Here is a 16,871-nt window from a genome sequence, read left to right as displayed (position 1 = left end):
ACCGTTCCGTATATTTATACCCATTTTTTCAAGTTGTTCATACTACCACAACCGACGTTTAAACTACAAGCTTGGAAAAATCAGCAAAACGCTTCAATTCTGAGTCAATAGCAGCCAGCAATGCCAAACGATTATTACGTACAGCATCATCCTCAGCCATAACCATAACGGAATCAAAGAACGCCGTCACCGCAGGAGTAATGGATGAAGCAAGCGTCAATGCTTGTGTCGCATCACCTTCCTGTAAAGCTGTACAATAAGACTCATAGGCGCCATACCATGCTTCATATAGGTTTTTCTCGCCCTGTTCCGTAAATTCACCCGTATTCACTGACTTATGAACTGCTTTAGCAGCCAAATTACCTACGCGATTAAAAGACTCGACTGTTGCCTTGAAGGCATCCCCTGTTTGTACAGCAGTCATTAACGCAGCTCCGCGGTTAACAACGGAAGCAACATCGTCATATCCAGCTGAAAGCACAGCATCCACAACGTCATAACGAAGTGTCTCGGACAATAGTTTCTTCACGCGTAATCCGAAAAACTCATGTAATTCTTTACGTATTTCATCTGCGGAACGTTTCATATTTCCAAAGTTGCTGTGCACATCAAGCGCGATATTGAACACATCAGACAACGTAGCCGAAAGCTTACGATCTAACAGGATCTGCACGATACCCGCTGCCTGGCGACGAAGCGCGTAAGGGTCCTGTGAACCTGTCGGAATAATGCCGATGGAGAAGCAACCTGTAATGGTATCTATCTTGTCTGCGATACTTACAATCGCTCCAGCGTTCGTTGAAGGAACCGTTTCACCTGCGAATCGCGGCTGGTAATGCTCAAACACCGCTCTTGCCACTTCTTCCTTCTCTCCAGCCTTACGAGCATAATCTTCGCCCATAACCCCTTGCAGTTCCGGAAATTCATAGACCATTTGTGTTACAAGGTCAAATTTACAAATATCTGCTGCTCGGCTAACCGATTCCTGTGTGTCTTGGGAAACACGTAGCTTCTCTGCCAGAGCATCGGCAATGCGGCGAATCCGGCGCACTTTGTCTCCAACCGTTCCCAGCTCTTCGTGGAAAACGATGCTTTCCAGCTTGGAGAGTGCATCCTTAATTTCCAGCTTCTGATCTTCTTCATAGAAGAATTTGGCATCAGACAGCCGCGCACGCAATACTTTTTCGTTTCCTTTTGCAATGACTTCCAGCGATTGACTGCCACCATTACGTACCGTAACAAAGTATGGCAGCAGCTTTCCTGTGCGATCCAGCACTGGGAAATAGCGTTGATGTTCACGCATGGAAGTAATCAATACATCCTTCGGAATGTTCAGGAACGCAGGGTCAAAGCCTCCAAACAGCACTGTTGGAGTTTCCACCAGATACAGCACTTCTTCCAGCAAATCGTCCTTGACCGCAATCGTCCAGTCTTTTTCGGCTGCAAGTGCTTCAATCTGCTTCACAATAAGCGATTGACGTTCCTCAATGTCCACAATGACATGCTGCTTGCGAAGTACTTCGACATAGTCCGCCGGGCTTTCTACAACGGCCTCCTGTCCAAGGAAACGATGTCCTCTTGTCACATTCCCTGACTGTACGCCAGCAATCTCCAAATTAACAATATCGTTGCCAAACAAGGCTACCAACCAGCGGATTGGACGAACAAATTTAAATTCATAACTCGCCCAGCGCATAAATTTAGGGAATGTCATGGCATGTAAAATGTGTAGTAAACCTTCAGACAGCACATCTGCTGTCGGTACACCTATGCTGCTCTTGGTCGCGTAAATATATTCCACGCCTCCAAGTTCTTTGAACGTGAACTGTTCAGGATCAACACCTTGGCTACGGGCAAAGCCTAGAGCAGCCTTACTCCAGTTACCGACTTCATCAAGTGCGATTTTGCGGGAAGGTCCTTTAACTTCTTCGTTAATATCTTCCTGCTTCTCCGCTACTTCCTTAACAAGTACTGCCAAACGACGAGGTGTAGCATAAGCCTCTACAGCACTGTAAGCAATACGCGAGCTGTCGAGCCACGCTGTCATACGTTCCTTCAACTGCTGAATCGCATTCGGGATAAACCGTGCAGGAACTTCTTCCAATCCGATTTCAAATAATAAATCCTTAGACATTTGCCGCACCTCCTTTCTTCAACAGCGGGAAGCCTAGCTTCTCGCGCTCCTCTAGATAGGTCGCAGCGACCTGGCGCGCCAAATTGCGTACTCGTATAATAAAGCCAGTCCGTTCCGTTACACTGATTGCTCCGCGAGCGTCCAGCAAGTTGAACGTGTGAGAACATTTCAGCACATAATCATAGGCTGGGAATACAAGATGCTGCGCCATTGCTTTATTCGCCTCTTCTTCATACATATTAAAAAGAGTAAATAGCATTTTGACATCAGATACTTCAAACGTATACTTGGAATGTTCGAATTCTGGTTGATGGAAAACATCACCGTACGAGATTCCATTGACCCATTCCAAATCGAACACATTTTCCTTGTCCTGGATATAGGAAGCAAGACGCTCCATACCGTAGGTAATTTCAACCGCAACCGGACTGGCATCAATACCACCCACTTGCTGGAAGTACGTGAATTGGGTAATTTCCATACCGTCCAGCCATACTTCCCAACCTAACCCCCAGGCTCCCAGCGTCGGTGCTTCCCAGTTGTCTTCCACGAAACGAATATCATGCTCCAGTGGGTTAATCCCCAAACGGTTCAAACTCTCCAAATACAATTCCTGAATATTATCAGGTGAAGGCTTCAAAACCACTTGAAACTGATGATGCTGATACAGGCGGTTCGGATTCTCACCATAACGTCCGTCAGACGGACGGCGAGAAGGCTCAACGTAAGCTACGTTCCACGGCTCAGGTCCAATTGAACGTAAATACGTCATCGGGTTCATCGTACCTGCCCCTTTTTCCGTATCATAAGGCTGTACAATAATACAGTTGTGTTCAGACCAAAATTGTTGCAGCGTTAAAATCATCTGCTGAAAATTCATGGGCACACGCTTCCTTTCCAATTCCCTAAAATGTTGGTGATTTCTAAACATTAAGCTCATATGTACAGGGCTAATTTATCCCATAAGCCTTGCTAGAGACAGCAAAAAGCCCCCGCCTCTACGCCTGTACAGACGTAGGGACGAGAGCTGACTCCCGCGGTTCCACCCTACTTGATTGCGATCCTACATCACCAGTCAGATCGTAATCCTCTTTTCCGTGTCCATTCAGACGCTCCAGAGTGCCATGTTCACGAACAATTCCCACTGGGCTTACACCGTCCCCAACTCGCTAACTACAGAGAATACGTATCGTTACTTTCTCGTTCAATGCATCTGCTCCCAAAGGAGATATATAGTAGGATATTACACTTTTTCAGGGATACAGTCAAGAGAACGCCGTATTTCACATATCGTACTTATCAAGCTGATCCAGGAAATTACGGGATTTCAGCTTAACCTCCAACTGCATATCCATGAACTGACGCATGACATGTTTGATCTCCAGCTTGGTGGAGTCCTTCACGTCGATATTGCCGAGTCGATTTAGATCCATTTGGGCGAACAAGCGCAGCAACTTCAACGTACGTGGAGCAACACTCAACGCAGCTGGATCAAAATGCTTGTAGCCCCGACACAAAACCCCACCTAACCTCGGACTGATAAACATATCCTCATCAGCACATTGTTGACCGCTTGAAATACAAGCATCAAGCTGAGGTGCATATCCGGCCGCCTGCAATATTTTAAATTCATAAATACTCATGACGATCAGCGGATCCTTGCCACTCTCCAATGCCTCCAAACAGGCTTTGAGCTGCTTAAACCAAAATGCACCTGTTTCCTCATCCTGTAATACCCGATCAAGCAGTTCACAAGCATAGGAAGCGTAAGCAGCCTTTGTAATATCCTCGCGCAGTGTATGGTGGGATTGGATAATTTCACCGGCATTCAGTGTGCCTAAGCCTGTGTTACGAAAAAAAACAAATTCACCGTACGTAAACGGCTGCGTTAAAGCAGCATGACGGCTTTTAGATTTTTTCGCGCCTCTGACCAGCACACCTACTTTGCCTCCGCTTTCGGTGCAAAGCGTAATAATTTTGTTCCCCTCACCGTAATCCATGCTGCGGATGACGATTCCTTCCATCCTGTAAAGCATGCTTCTTCCCCCAAACATTCGCGAAGAAGCCAGTGGTTCGCTCTATTCACGGGCTTCTTCATGCTCGTCCGACTCTCCTTCATCCGTGTCTTGCTCCCTTGTCACGGCGCTCTCCCTGTATAACAGATACGCACCGACATCTCCAGTCATCGCAAAATACTTCCACGAAAAATCTCGCATTCGTATTCATCCTTTCTTCGGAAATGACGTCTGCATCTCAAAAATAGGATGATGCGAAGAGGGAAGAAGTATGCGATGAAATTAATGGATTACGTTGAAAAAGGCTACTGTGTACGGTCTGGTCACCGCTTCGCGAATGATTTGATCTTACGATCGCTGTTACCCCTGAGTTTATTTTATCCAATGAGAAAAGGAGTAAATTCAGGAGTAAAGGCGAACGCTGACGCTTCTTCAGATTCAAATTCTTCGCTCCGCTACAACATGCATACAGTTACAATAGCTCTTTTAAAAAGCACTCCTTATTTCATCGCTGGAAGAAAGGGTAAGAGCAAGAAGTTAAGCGCCGCTTATGCGCGGCGCTTGGGATGATTAGAAGACTGATACTTATCTCCGTCGTAGAGATCGGTACGGCTTTTTTATGATACTTACAACAACTATACATATTATTTAACATCAATTTTAGCCTCAATAAACCTTTGACGACCAAAGTGATGGTAGAATCGATATCTGCTTTTAAGCGTCGCGATGGAAGCCCAGGTCACGAAGGACACGTTCCTGGTTGCGCCAGTCTTTTTTGACTTTAACCCAAAGTTCCAGGAAAATTTTGGAGCCTAGCAAATTTTGGATATCCTGACGAGCTTGTTTGCCCACCTCTTTGAGCATGGCTCCCTGTTTGCCGATAATGATCCCCTTCTGGGAATCACGCTCTACAAAAATAACCGCCATAATATGCACTACACCATTATCCTGTACTTTCATGTCTTCAATCATAACCGCAATAGAATGGGGTACTTCCTCACGTGTCATGTGCAAAATCTTTTCCCGAACCAGCTCGGCAATGACAAACTGCTCTGGATGGTCGGTAATTTGGTCATCAGGGTAATATTGCGGACCTTCTGGCAAATATTTTTGAATCTGGTCCAATAGGGTGTTTACATTATTGCCCATTTTGGCCGAGATCGGCACAATTTCCGCAAAGTCATATAACTTGCGATACTGCTCAATCAGAGGCAACAATGCTTCCGGCTCAATGCGGTCAATTTTATTCAATACCAATATAACGGGTGTTTTTACTTGTTTAAGCTGTTCCGCAATAAAACGGTCGCCTCCGCCTAAACCTTCAGCAGCGTCAATCAGAAAAAGTACCGCTTCTACTTCACCCAGCGTATTAAAAGCGGTCTGATTCATATAATCGCCTAGTTTTGACTGCCGCTTGTGAATCCCCGGTGTATCCAAAAATACAATTTGTGTGTCCTCTGTTGTGTATACACCGTGAATTTTATTCCGTGTCGTTTGGGGTTTGTCTGACATGATGGCAATCTTCTGCCCAATGACATGGTTCATCAATGTTGATTTTCCGACATTGGGTCTGCCAACAATTGCGACAAAGCCGGATTTAAACTGTTTCTTAGCCATTTTTTTTATTTCCTCCAGCGCGATTAAGCACCTAATTTTTATTTTTGCTTTTTTTCATTAAAGCAGCTGACTCATTAACGTCAACAAAGGTCTATAAAATACAAATATGCCAATAATTACAGCAAAAACCGCTGCCAGGAGCACGGCTCCGGCGGCGGTGTCTTTAGCCGCTTTGGCCAGCGGATGAATATCAGGTGAGATTAGATCCACCGCTGCTTCAACAGCGGTGTTGATCAGTTCGGCTACCATGACTATGGCAATGGCCATGCACACGAATAACCAGTCGAGCCGGGAGATGCGCAGAGTTAACCCTGCCACAATGACAAGGAGCGCCACGACCGCATGTATCCGCATATTTACTTGCGTACGCAGAGCGTATACCACGCCTTCTGCGGCATAGCGAAAGGTCATTCTCCAAGGCTGACGTCTCATTACCGTGTCAACCCCACTTGAGCCAGCACAGCTTCCTGCTTACCCATCATTTCCGCTTCACTTGCATCGTCCTGATGATCATAGCCTAACAGATGCAGAAAACCGTGAACAAACAAAAAACCGATTTCACGCTCAATTGAATGTCCATATTCTTCGCTTTGAGCTTGGGCTGTCTGTACAGAAATAATAATATCTCCTAGAACATCCGGTACATCGTTTAAAGGATTTTCTTCCGTCGGTTCGTAAATAATTTCAAGCTCTTCATCTAGTGCTTCCTTCATAGCAAAAGACAACACATCAGTAGGACGATCAATTCCGCGATAATCCCTGTTCAACTCATGTATTTGATCATCATTCACGAAAGTAAGGGCAACCTCACCGTCTATAACCCCTTCCGCTTTGCCAGCCTCCTCTAATAAGGTGTTCAGCATCGTAATCAACGATTCGTTAATTACCATATCGTTTTGTTCATTATTCCAAGCTAATTGAAGGCCCATGCCAACCGCTCCTTTTAATTCTAATGCTTTAGCTGTGCTTCATGCACAAGTAATATTAAGCTTTTCCACTTTCGGGCTTAGGTCTTTCCTCTGGATATTCAATACGGGAATGAAAAATTCCCATTACTGTTTCCTTGAGCGTTTGGGCCACGATATCAAGCTCCCTCATGGTCAGTTCACAGTCGTTAAACTGGTGATCATCAAGACGGCTCTTAATTATTTTTTCAATCATGGATTCTACCTGCTCCACCGTAGGTTTTCGCAAGGATCGAACTGCTGCTTCCACACTATCAGCAATTCCTACTACAGCAGCCTCTTTCGACTGAGCCTTCGGTCCCGGATAACGGAAATCATCCTCTGTGAAGTCAGGCTCCACCCCCCGTTCTTCCGCCTCACGCAATGCCTTGTGGTAAAAATAGTGCAGGAATGTCGTTCCGTGGTGTTGTTCGGCTATATCACGAATCGGCTTGGGTAGCTTGTAATCCAATTGCATTTCCACACCATCACGGGCATGGGCTATAATGATGGATTTACTTAGCTTGGGCTCTATTGTATCATGCGGATTTTCCATCCCATTTTGATTTTCAATGAAGTACGAAGGCCTTTTGGTTTTACCAATGTCATGATAATACGAACCAACCCGGCACAACAATCCATTTGCTCCTATAGCCTCCGCTGCGGCCTCCGACAGATTACCTACCATTACACTATGATGATATGTTCCGGGAGTCTCGGTAAGTAGCTTGCGGAGCAATGGATGATTGGGATTTGACAATTCGACAAGCTTCAGTGCCGACAAGATGCCAAAGGTAGATTCAAAAAATGGCATTAGCCCTATAACAAGGATCGCTGTAACCAGACCGCCTGCAAAAGCAAAGGCTACCCCATAGAGTGTCGTTGTTTGAGTCCAGTTTCCTTGGTCAATCAGCGCCAGAGAAAAAACAGCCAGAGCCCCGAACAGGCATACCATAATAGATCCCTTGAACAGCGTTGAACGCTGGCTGGCCCGGTGGGTAGAAAAAATCGACGCCAGACAGACCACAAGGGCAAAAAACCCAAAATTAAAATCAAAAATTTGTCCCTGACGAACATTCAAAATAACACTTGCCAATATACTGAATATAACGGCACATACGAATGCCAGCGACATATCAAGCAACAACGTTACAAGCATAGCTCCAAGTGCGATAGGTGCCAGATAGCCGAGGTAGGATCGTTCACTAGTCTGCAGTATAGAAATTAACAGCATAGCTCCCACTGTAATCACAAAGATTAACACCAGCATGAGCAACTGTGCATTATTATACTTGAAGTTTCGTGTTCGTGATTGAAATTGACGAATATACATAAACAGACCCAATGCCAGCATCATAGACAGTAACAGCAGGCCAAATTGTGGCCAATAGTTGATTTTATCCTTGAGCAGTTCATTCTCATCAAGCAGTGTATAGATTTCCTGGGTAATAATCTCACCCTTTTTAACAAGTACTTCACCCTGTTTAATGTAAACTGTCGGTGTATCTTCACGAGCCTGTACTTTAGCGTCCTTCGTAGCTGTATCATCATAAAACTTGTTGGCTGTAATCACAAGCCTTGCAAGTTCCTGAACAACCTCCCGAGAGGTACGTTTAGTAAGAGAGCTTGTACTCACCCGTTCAGCTACCTTGGCTCGAGCCGTCTGGGCATCCGTAATTTGATCATTCATCAATCCTGTTACAATCTCACGGGCTACGGGCCGCATTTCGGCAATATCCTCAGATGTAAGTCGCGGAATTTTGATGTATGTCTCCTCTGGGATTCGGTACGTTTGCTCTTTCGTTTTTTCCAGCACCTCATCCAGCAATTTATCTGGGTAGGCATCCGCATTACGGCTGTTGTTCACAAAATTTTGCACGAATTCCCGTGCACGTTGAGGAATCTCATCCTTATAAATCGAAATCTTATCTGCTCTGGAGACCTGATCATCCTGATTGAGCCGTTCAATTCGATCCAAAATACCGGTAATCAGGTTATCGTTGCGGATCGGTACAATGGTATACATGGGCTGCACGCGCTCAGCAGATTCCTCTTGGGCCTTCAAAGTCGCCTTACTGTTAGGAAGCTGCATTGGAGCGACAATTTCCTTTTCACTCGGTTGATTCACCCGGATGTCATAGCGTTCGGGAAGCAGCTTGGACGCAAAACCCACATAAAAAAGAACCACCAAAAATAAAAACAGAAGATAGCGTGTCGCCACGCTATACTTCCATCCATTCATTCTATGCTGGAACGTTTTTCCTTTAGATAATTCCTTCGAGGTCATCTAAAACAATCCCTCTCCATCATCTTTTTCAAGGCAGCTATGCTGCTCATTGTGTTCGTTTTCTGATCATACCCACTATACTCGTGCTCAAGGGCTTATGCTTGATTTTCAGCAACACGGTCATAAGCGACGATGATTTTTTGAACCAGGGAATGACGGACAACATCCTCTTCCGCAAACTGGACAAAGCCTATTTCCTCAATCCCTTTTAAAATCGCATTTGCTTCAATTAGACCGGATTTTTTGCCACGAGGTAAATCAATTTGTGTAACATCGCCGGTAATAACCATTTTGGAACCGAAGCCAAGTCGAGTCAAAAACATTTTCATTTGTTCTGGTGTGGTATTTTGGGCTTCATCCAAAATAATAAATGAGTCATCCAGCGTACGACCCCGCATATAAGCCAGTGGCGCAATTTCTATCAACCCGCGCTCCAACGCTTTTGCCGTCTGCTCAGGACCCATCACATCGTATAGGGCATCATACAACGGGCGTAAATACGGATCAACCTTTTCCTGTAAATCCCCGGGCAAAAAGCCCAAGTTCTCACCAGCTTCTACCGCAGGACGAGTCAGTACAATACGCTTGACTGAACCTTCCTTTAGAGCAGCTACGGCCAGCACTACAGCCAGATAGGTTTTACCAGTACCCGCTGGGCCAATCCCAAATACAATATCGCGTTTTTTAATCGTGGTTACATAGTGCTTCTGTCCAATCGTTTTGACACGAATCGGTTTGCCCCGAAACGTTGTCGTAATTTCTCCCTTGAACAAATCAAGCAACTGATCGGCGCGCAGATCTTTTGCCAGCTCAATCGCATAATGGACATCCCTTTCGGTCAGTATATACCCATTACGAATTAACTGGAGCAAAACATCGAACAATTGTTCGAGCACTTCCACTTCGTGAGCATCTCCAAAAACATTAATTTCCGCCTCACGAGATGCTATTTTTGCAGGAATAGCTGCTTCGATCAATTTTAAAAAGGAATCCTGCGGGCCGAATAACGCCTGACCTTCTCCCGCACTGTTCAATGCAATTTGTATGCTGCGTTGTTGTTCTGCCAAATAGCCTCATTCTCCTTGGTTATGAACTAACGGAAGTTCTTCCGCAATATCCTGTTCCACTTCAAAAAGTACTTTCATATAAACTTTACCATTCTCTCTCTTCTCATGCAAAATTTTTTGGCTCATTATTTTCGTTCCTTTGCCGTATTTAGCTAAAATATCCGCGCGTGCGCCTTCTATTCCTGACATTTTGGCTTCTGTTTCCGTTAACTTCTGCTCTTGTATCTTGGTCTCCCTCACACTTTCATTCATCCAACCCATCGGAAGTTTGTAAGAACGCCATGTTAGCGGATCATGTTCAACGGTCGTTTTATGTGTAGAATAAGATATTTTCCCATATCCCCACAATTGTATCGCACGGTTGCCTAGCACCAGATACAAGCGATCGTGGCTATTCCCCGTATATGTGCTGCTGCGTCGTACCATGGGACTACTAATTTCATATTCATGCCACACAAGCCCCTTAATCTCTCCTTTGGCTACGACCTGTTGCTGATTCTCCTCATCTCCAAGCGTTCCTGAAATGAGAATAGCTCCTTTTTTGACCCGTGTATTTTTATGCACAACAGGACGTCCCTGCTCGGCAAAAATTTCAGTGACTACCGCGTCCGCCTTACTGATGAGATGACGTGGACTGTAGAGCGGCGGGGGAGTAGGCTGTGAAGCTTCAACGACCTGAATTGTCACCAAGGTTCCCTGCCTTTCCACACCGATCCAGGATGCCTCTGGAAGCTTCTGCATGAGTGCGCGCGAAAGCTTGTCCTGGCTGGAAAGGCGAAAACTCCATTGAAACGGATAAAGCCCCTCCTGTCGGGCTGCTTTGAGAACAGCTTCCGTTGGGAGCTTGTCATTCCCCTTCACTTCAATGTCCCAGATGAGCGATGACATCAGCAGGAGTCCTATCCAGAACAAGGCCAGTCCTGCGAGAAAAAATTTACGTTTGGCGAGTCGTACAACAGTAAAGGGAAGTCCTTGACGTTTGAGAACATGCATTTTGCAGCCTGTCCTTCTCAAAAGCGGACGCAACAGGAAGACGTGCGGCAGCAGAAGGTTCATTTCTGCAAGTCTAGTACCCATCGGCCGCACGTTCCAAACAGGTATATGGTGATCAGTGAGTAAATTAATGAAAGCTTCCACACTTTCGCCCTCGACAGCTAGGGTAACCGTGCCACGCAGCTTTGCTAAAGCGGGATGTTTCACGAGCCTTCCTCCGTTCCTTCCAATTGAATATCCGTAATATGTCCCTCTACACTTACCTGGTCTGGCAGGATAGACGTAATGATTAGATCATGGCCTGACACTCTTAGCCTGCCTTGCGCAAGTGCAAGTACGAGCTGGTCTGGTGTAAAATCCACCACACCCCGGTGATTTTCTACATAAAGCTGGCGGCTGCCGATGAGGGTTAACCGCGGCAGATCAAATAGAATATCCTGCGGAAGCTCCAACGTCTCGCTGGCCCACTTTCGCAGTTTGCGGCTCATCCGGCTCATACGGCGAAATCTCCTTTCCTGTCATCAGAACAACTGTTATCCAACTGCTAATAGTTGTTTTGATGGCAGCTATGCTGCTTTTTTTATAATCTTCTGTTATTACCATTAGCACTCCATCGTTGTTACAACAGCAGCTATGCTGCTTTTTTAATCGCTTGTTATGACTATTCGGTTTATCCTATGTCTCGATCATCACTGGACACTGTTACACCAGCGTCACAGATATCTGTACTGTACATTTTATGATCCAGTCATCGCATTTATGAGGCTAAACTTACAATTCGTAGCAACTGCAATATTAAAGAGGAAAAAGACCATGCTTTATAAAAATTCACATAAAAAAAGACAACCTCGTTTTCATATCAAAACAAGGCTGTCTTTTTAGTTTCACAGTATGAAATGGTTAGTTTTCGGAATCCTGATTCAAAAGAGAGTTTTTTCGGGAGTATAAAAAGTAAATAACCATACCAATAACAAGCCAAATGATAAAACGAATAAACGTTTGACCATTCAGATTAAGAATAAGCACCCCACATGAAATGATAGCTAGAATGGGGATAAATGGAACACCAGGACATCGAAAGGCTCTTGGCAAATCAGGTTGTGTTTTTCTCATCACTATGACAGCGACTGAAATCAGAATAAATGCTGATAAGGTTCCAATGTTCACCAAGCTTGCTAACTCATCCAGCGGGATCAACCCACCCATTAATGCAGATAAAGTACCAAAAAACAACGTGTTAATATAGGGTGTTTTATATTTGGAATGAACCTTTGACAATACTTTAGGCACTAAGCCATCACGTGACATCGCAAACATAATACGGGTTTGACCATATAACATTACCAGCATGACCGTTGTCATCCCCAAGATGGCTCCGATATCCACAATACCCGCCACCCAATTCTGACCGGCAACCTGCAAAACTAATGACACCGGATGGGAGATACCTTCAAATTGCATAAACGGCACAATACCTGTCATAATCGCGCTAACGATCACATACAAAAGCGTACAAATAGCAAGCGAGAAAATAATGCCACGTGGTAAATCACGAGCTGGATTTTTGGTTTCTTCAGCAGCTGATGAAACGGCATCAAAGCCGATGAAAGCAAAAAACACAAGGGCTGCGGCTCCAAACACCCCACTGAACCCAAACGGCATAAATGGTGTCCAGTTGTCTGGCTTCACATATTTAACAGCAACAATAATAAACAATAAAACGACAACAATTTTTACAATAACCATGATGTTGTTAATTCGTTTGGATTCTTTTATTCCAAAATAAAGCAAGAATGTGATAGCCATCAAAATTAAAAAAGCTGGAAGGTTAAAATAAGTAGTTTGGTCTTTTAAAGCTCCTGGCGCAGCAGTGAATTCAACCGGGATATGAAGACCAATTCCTTTCAAAAAGGATACAAAATAACCCGACCAACCTGCTGAAACAGCGCTGGCAGCCAACATATATTCCAAAATTAAATCCCATCCGATAATAAAAGCCAATAGCTCTCCCATCGTAGCATATGTAAAAGTGTAAACAGAACCGGATACTGGAACGGTGGAAGCAAACTCAGCATAAGCCAATGCTGCGAACAAACAAGCGAGCCCCGCAATCACAAAAGACATTACCAAACCCGGACCAGCCGTAACTGCTCCCGTACCTGTCAAAACAAAAATTCCCGTTCCGATAATGGCTCCAATCCCAAGCATTGTTAAATCAAACGCACCCAATTCCCTTTTAAGTGCTTTTTCCCCACGTGTAGCAGCGATCAGTTGATCAATGTTCTTCTTTCTGAACAAGCTATTCCCCATCCATCCCATCCTCCTAAACATAAATTTTTACTTTTTGTATAACCCTGTGACATCACTTCGATATAAATCAAATTTTAGCTAAATATGGGGTAAATTTTCATAAGTTCTATCGTTGAGAACATTATATATAAAAAAGAAAAAATGAAAACGACTTTTGGAAGGCTTCGTTCATATTGTTACATTTGATCATTTTTTACATAAGTATTTTCACAAATGAGATTCTAAATTAGACAAAATGCCGTCTTTTTAGATGACAGCTAATGTGAGAAGAATGTAGCATATATGAGATCATCACATTCGTTGTTAGGTAATTTGAGCATTTGTCGTTAGGTCTTTTTTTATACCAGCAAGTTTATGTATTGCTAAAAACATCGCAAAAAAAAGATCCGCCACAGCCAAAGCCGTGACGGATCACTATCATTTTAACGTCTTCCTCCACCCATGTAACGCTTGGAACGCGGAGGGCCTAATATCTCTGCCCAAATTACACCTCTGCGTAGGTCAGCTGCATTCACGGTACCCCGCTCTTGAGAAGTTTGCTCTAGCCCATCTGTAATTTCCTCCGAATCACTCGCATTGGATATACGATCGAGTCGGGCTAAAACCTTCCTTCGCTCTTCTTCCATAATACGAATCCGATCCTCTAGAGTCGTACCGTTATCTAATGAATCTTGGTCCATCTGTTCTTCCTTTTTCAGCCCGTCCCCCACTTCTTCTATACGACGAGCTTCCATCACCGCCCGTCGCTCATTAGGAAATTGACGTTGCAGCTCTCCAGTAACATCTTGCTGACGTCGCTCTATCTCAGGTTCCGTTGTGAAAGGTCTGGACGACGTCGAGGACCCGCGCGAACCATGATCACCACCAAAGGTAGGCATACCTTGCCGCGGGGAAGATTTCCGATCTCCACCTTGAATGCTTTTCCCCAAAAAGGACACCAGTGCAAAGCCAATCACGATCAAGATATACAAATGGTCAAAGATCCAGCTGATAAAATTCATTACTCACCGCCTAACTGCTATAGTTCATCGGCCCGTCCATTAGTTAATCCCGGTTCTTGTTATCATTCCCCGAGTTCTCATTCGGTTTGCCTAAGGAACTACGCATTTGCGTATCTGCCTCAATATTTTTTAAATTCATATAGTCCATGACGCCAAGTTTACCACTACGCAGCGCTTCAGCCATTGCCAGAGGCACTTCGGATTCGGATTCCACCACGCGCGCTCTCATTTCTACAACACGTGCCTTCATTTCCTGTTCTTGCGCTACAGCCATCGCACGCCGTTCTTCGGCTTTTGCCTGCGCAATACGTTTGTCTGCTTCCGCCTGCTCTGTTTGCAGGAAGGCACCGATATTTTTACCTACATCAACGTCTGCAATATCAATCGATAGAATCTCAAATGCTGTCCCTGCATCCAAACCTTTGGATAGTACGGTTCTCGAAATGGAATCTGGATTTTCCAGCACGTCTTTATGCGAGTTACTGGAACCAACCGTTGTTACGATACCTTCACCAACCCGAGCAATAATCGTTTCTTCTCCGGCACCGCCGACGAGTCGATCAATGTTGGCACGCACCGTAACACGAGCTTTAACCTTCACTTCGATACCATCCTTTGCGACCGCAGCAACAATAGGCGTCTCAATAACACGCGGATTAACGCTCATTTGGACCGCTTGCAGAACATCCCGTCCCGCAAGATCAATCGCAGCCGCACGTTCAAATTCAAGCGGAATGTTAGCGCGCTGCGCGGCAATCAACGCATTGATCACTCGGTCTACATTCCCCCCTGCGAGAAAATGACTTTCCAGCTGATTGATATTCAAGCCCAGACCAGCTTTGGTAGCCTTAATGAGGGGATTGACAATTCGGCTTGGCGTGACGCGCCGCAACCGCATAGCTACTAGCGTAATGATACCGATCCGCACACCCGAAGCCAGCGCCGAAATCCACAGCATCACCGGGAAGAAACTAAAAAACACACTCAATATAATAATCACTACTACGGCAATCAGCAAAATACTGACAATACCCGATTCGAACACTCGCATCATCCTCCATTAATCTAATTCTTCGTTGTTAGCTTGCTAGACGCTCGCGTCTGCCTTGACTACAATTCGCCCGCCTTCTACTTTGGATACGATAATCGGCATATTCGGGGCGATAAACTCCCCATTCGTTACGACATCCACTCGCTCGTCAGCGATTAGCACCATTCCAGCTGGACGTAATGGGGTCAGACTGACCCCCCTCTGACCTAGTAACGTTTCCCGATTCACAACCGAAGAAAACCCTTGGTCAGCCGTTAAACGTTCCTGAAGTATAAAACGGTTCCATATCCCTCGGTCCTTAAAGACAACCGCGATGATCGCCACTACGGCAACAGCCGCTGCAAAAGCAATCCCCAACGATATAAACGCATGCTGCATGTTGTATGCAGCACGGACTACACCCGCGACAAGGCTGATGGAACCCAAAATACCCAGAATGCCAAAGCTTGGAATAAACATTTCAAGTATAAGCAGTGCCAGACCGATAATGAACAACAGCCACGTCTCCGAACCTGCAAAGCCAGCGATATAATTACCAAAGAAATACAAACCAAATCCAAGTACACCTAAAATTCCCGGTACACCAAAGCCAGGTACAAGCAGTTCAATAACTACACCCGCGATACCAACAAATAAAAGCAATGTCTGCACGATCGGGTTGGTCAATATCTCGGCTGCTTTTTCAGCCCATGTGCGCTCCACATGGATTACATCATCTGTACTGTAGCCCATCCACTGGATAACTTCTTGTTCCGAAGACGCGATGTAATCCGCGTACCCCAATTTCAGCGCTTCCTCACTGGTTAAAGAAATGATCTGGCCATTTTCCTTATTAAAGTTCATCTCCGGGATAGATACAGTCGATTTGGAGTCGACCATGCCTCTAGCAATATCGGGATTGCGCCCGCCAGCTTCTGCGGCAGATGCCATGCTGCTCTTCCACCAAGCTATCGTTTTTGGGTCTGTAATAGTATTCCCCCTGCCGTCTACTAACGCTGCTGCTCCGATAATACTCCCCGGTTTCATAGCAATCTTGTTAGCACTCAACGCAATATAGCTACCCGCTGAGGCCGCTTCGCCCTTTATATAGGCTACGGTCGGAATGGGACTGTCTTTAATCAGTTTGCCCAGCTTCTCCGCTGTATCTACCCGTCCGCCGGGAGTGTTAATATCCAGTAAAATCAGACCTGCTTTGGAATCAACTGCTTCTGAAAATCCACGCTCCATAAATTTGCCCAGACCCTGTTCAATTTCCTGATCAACTGGTATAACAAACACAGCTCCACCCTTTGTTTGAGCCGCCGCTGATCCAGAATGAACTAAGGGTAACAACAGAACGGATATCATAATCCACAACGTTAAAAAGACCAATTTGCGGCTGGAGTGGTGATGTTCTCTATGCATTTCTTTCCCCCCTTTCGATCTTTCCTTGTTACAGCATACCAAACTTTG

17 protein-coding genes are annotated in these 16,871 nt (G+C 45.1%); 1 reads left to right on the top strand and 16 read right to left on the bottom strand.

Features of this window, described 5'->3' with window-relative positions:
- Positions 1 to 58: 58 nt before the first annotated feature.
- From glyS to ACXHJ1_RS15575, 5 genes are all read right to left on the bottom strand, one after another.
- Positions 59 to 2,134: a glycine--tRNA ligase subunit beta gene (glyS, locus tag ACXHJ1_RS15595; protein ID WP_457904896.1), complete on the bottom strand. Its 2,076-nt coding sequence runs from the start codon at positions 2,132 to 2,134 to the stop codon at positions 59 to 61.
- The gene (glyQ, locus tag ACXHJ1_RS15590; protein WP_016821582.1) at positions 2,127 to 3,014 is read right to left on the bottom strand and encodes a glycine--tRNA ligase subunit alpha; all 888 of its coding nucleotides are present in this window, start codon (positions 3,012 to 3,014) and stop codon (positions 2,127 to 2,129) included. Before glyQ ends, glyS begins: the two co-directional genes overlap by 8 nt.
- 118 nt (positions 3,015 to 3,132) lie before the next feature.
- Positions 3,133 to 3,279, bottom strand: a complete 147-nt coding sequence (locus tag ACXHJ1_RS15585; protein WP_155399770.1) for a hypothetical protein — start codon at positions 3,277 to 3,279, stop codon at positions 3,133 to 3,135.
- Between the two features lie 138 nt (positions 3,280 to 3,417).
- Positions 3,418 to 4,170, bottom strand: coding sequence for a DNA repair protein RecO (gene recO / locus ACXHJ1_RS15580; protein WP_016821583.1), 753 nt, complete (start codon positions 4,168 to 4,170; stop codon positions 3,418 to 3,420).
- A 42-nt stretch (positions 4,171 to 4,212) separates the two neighbouring features.
- A complete protein-coding gene (locus tag ACXHJ1_RS15575) occupies positions 4,213 to 4,350 on the bottom strand; it encodes a YqzL family protein (protein WP_013372137.1) in 138 nt (45 codons plus the stop codon).
- Between the two features lie 75 nt (positions 4,351 to 4,425).
- Here ACXHJ1_RS15575 and ACXHJ1_RS15570 point away from each other — a divergent pair, with 75 nt between their 5' ends.
- Complete coding sequence (locus ACXHJ1_RS15570) at positions 4,426 to 4,719, top strand: hypothetical protein (protein WP_457904895.1); 294 nt, start codon at positions 4,426 to 4,428, stop codon at positions 4,717 to 4,719.
- A gap of 144 nt (positions 4,720 to 4,863) precedes the next feature.
- Here ACXHJ1_RS15570 and era read toward each other — a convergent pair whose 3' ends face one another.
- The 11 genes from era to ACXHJ1_RS15515 form a co-directional block, all read right to left on the bottom strand.
- On the bottom strand, positions 4,864 to 5,766 hold the full coding sequence (gene era / locus ACXHJ1_RS15565; RefSeq protein ID WP_016821584.1) for a GTPase Era: 903 nt from the start codon (positions 5,764 to 5,766) through the stop codon (positions 4,864 to 4,866).
- Positions 5,767 to 5,823: 57 nt separating this feature from the next.
- Positions 5,824 to 6,198, bottom strand: a complete 375-nt coding sequence (locus tag ACXHJ1_RS15560) for a diacylglycerol kinase family protein (RefSeq protein WP_016821585.1) — start codon at positions 6,196 to 6,198, stop codon at positions 5,824 to 5,826.
- Entirely contained in the window at positions 6,198 to 6,695 is a 498-nt protein-coding gene (ybeY, locus tag ACXHJ1_RS15555) for an rRNA maturation RNase YbeY (protein ID WP_457904894.1), read from the bottom strand. Before ybeY ends, ACXHJ1_RS15560 begins: the two co-directional genes overlap by 1 nt.
- Positions 6,696 to 6,750: 55 nt before the next feature.
- Complete coding sequence (locus tag ACXHJ1_RS15550) at positions 6,751 to 8,997, bottom strand: HD family phosphohydrolase (protein WP_016821587.1); 2,247 nt, start codon at positions 8,995 to 8,997, stop codon at positions 6,751 to 6,753.
- Positions 8,998 to 9,092: 95 nt separating this feature from the next.
- Complete coding sequence (locus tag ACXHJ1_RS15545) at positions 9,093 to 10,064, bottom strand: PhoH family protein (RefSeq protein ID WP_016821588.1); 972 nt, start codon at positions 10,062 to 10,064, stop codon at positions 9,093 to 9,095.
- A gap of 6 nt (positions 10,065 to 10,070) precedes the next feature.
- Complete coding sequence (yqfD, locus tag ACXHJ1_RS15540; protein ID WP_107733296.1) at positions 10,071 to 11,264, bottom strand: sporulation protein YqfD; 1,194 nt, start codon at positions 11,262 to 11,264, stop codon at positions 10,071 to 10,073.
- Positions 11,261 to 11,554 carry a sporulation protein YqfC gene (gene yqfC / locus ACXHJ1_RS15535; protein ID WP_016821590.1) on the bottom strand — a complete coding sequence of 98 codons (294 nt, stop codon included), beginning with the start codon at positions 11,552 to 11,554 and terminating at the stop codon, positions 11,261 to 11,263. Before yqfC ends, yqfD begins: the two co-directional genes overlap by 4 nt.
- A 403-nt stretch (positions 11,555 to 11,957) precedes the next feature.
- Positions 11,958 to 13,367, bottom strand: coding sequence for an amino acid permease (locus ACXHJ1_RS15530; protein ID WP_017428159.1), 1,410 nt, complete (start codon positions 13,365 to 13,367; stop codon positions 11,958 to 11,960).
- 422 nt (positions 13,368 to 13,789) lie between these two features.
- The gene (locus ACXHJ1_RS15525) at positions 13,790 to 14,368 is read right to left on the bottom strand and encodes a hypothetical protein (protein WP_107733295.1); all 579 of its coding nucleotides are present in this window, start codon (positions 14,366 to 14,368) and stop codon (positions 13,790 to 13,792) included.
- Between the two features lie 43 nt (positions 14,369 to 14,411).
- Positions 14,412 to 15,413 carry a flotillin-like protein FloA gene (gene floA / locus ACXHJ1_RS15520; protein ID WP_279287923.1) on the bottom strand — a complete coding sequence of 334 codons (1,002 nt, stop codon included), beginning with the start codon at positions 15,411 to 15,413 and terminating at the stop codon, positions 14,412 to 14,414.
- Between the two features lie 42 nt (positions 15,414 to 15,455).
- Positions 15,456 to 16,823 (bottom strand): NfeD family protein, encoded by a 1,368-nt coding sequence (locus tag ACXHJ1_RS15515; protein ID WP_457904893.1) that lies wholly within the window; start codon positions 16,821 to 16,823, stop codon positions 15,456 to 15,458.
- Positions 16,824 to 16,871 lie beyond the last annotated feature (48 nt).

This window comes from Paenibacillus sp. ALE2, from assembly GCF_054113385.1.
Note: the sequence above shows the minus strand (reverse complement) of the source record. Positions and strands in the feature narration are given on the sequence as shown.

Bases quoted from the DNA above. Each gene is read 5' to 3' on its own strand.
- glyS (WP_457904896.1), bottom strand. From the start codon at position 2,134: ATGTCTAAGGATTTATTATTTGAAATCGGATTGGAAGAAGTTCCTGCA.
- glyQ (WP_016821582.1), bottom strand. From the start codon at position 3,014: ATGAATTTTCAGCAGATGATTTTAACGCTGCAACAATTTTGGTCTGAA.
- recO (WP_016821583.1), bottom strand. From the start codon at position 4,170: ATGCTTTACAGGATGGAAGGAATCGTCATCCGCAGCATGGATTACGGT.
- ACXHJ1_RS15575 (WP_013372137.1), bottom strand. From the start codon at position 4,350: ATGCGAGATTTTTCGTGGAAGTATTTTGCGATGACTGGAGATGTCGGT.
- ACXHJ1_RS15570 (WP_457904895.1), top strand. From the start codon at position 4,426: ATGAAATTAATGGATTACGTTGAAAAAGGCTACTGTGTACGGTCTGGT.
- era (WP_016821584.1), bottom strand. From the start codon at position 5,766: ATGGCTAAGAAACAGTTTAAATCCGGCTTTGTCGCAATTGTTGGCAGA.
- ACXHJ1_RS15560 (WP_016821585.1), bottom strand. From the start codon at position 6,198: ATGAGACGTCAGCCTTGGAGAATGACCTTTCGCTATGCCGCAGAAGGC.
- ybeY (WP_457904894.1), bottom strand. From the start codon at position 6,695: ATGGGCCTTCAATTAGCTTGGAATAATGAACAAAACGATATGGTAATT.
- ACXHJ1_RS15550 (WP_016821587.1), bottom strand. From the start codon at position 8,997: ATGACCTCGAAGGAATTATCTAAAGGAAAAACGTTCCAGCATAGAATG.
- yqfC (WP_016821590.1), bottom strand. From the start codon at position 11,554: ATGAGCCGGATGAGCCGCAAACTGCGAAAGTGGGCCAGCGAGACGTTG.
- ACXHJ1_RS15530 (WP_017428159.1), bottom strand. From the start codon at position 13,367: ATGGGGAATAGCTTGTTCAGAAAGAAGAACATTGATCAACTGATCGCT.
- ACXHJ1_RS15525 (WP_107733295.1), bottom strand. From the start codon at position 14,368: ATGAATTTTATCAGCTGGATCTTTGACCATTTGTATATCTTGATCGTG.
- ACXHJ1_RS15515 (WP_457904893.1), bottom strand. From the start codon at position 16,823: ATGCATAGAGAACATCACCACTCCAGCCGCAAATTGGTCTTTTTAACG.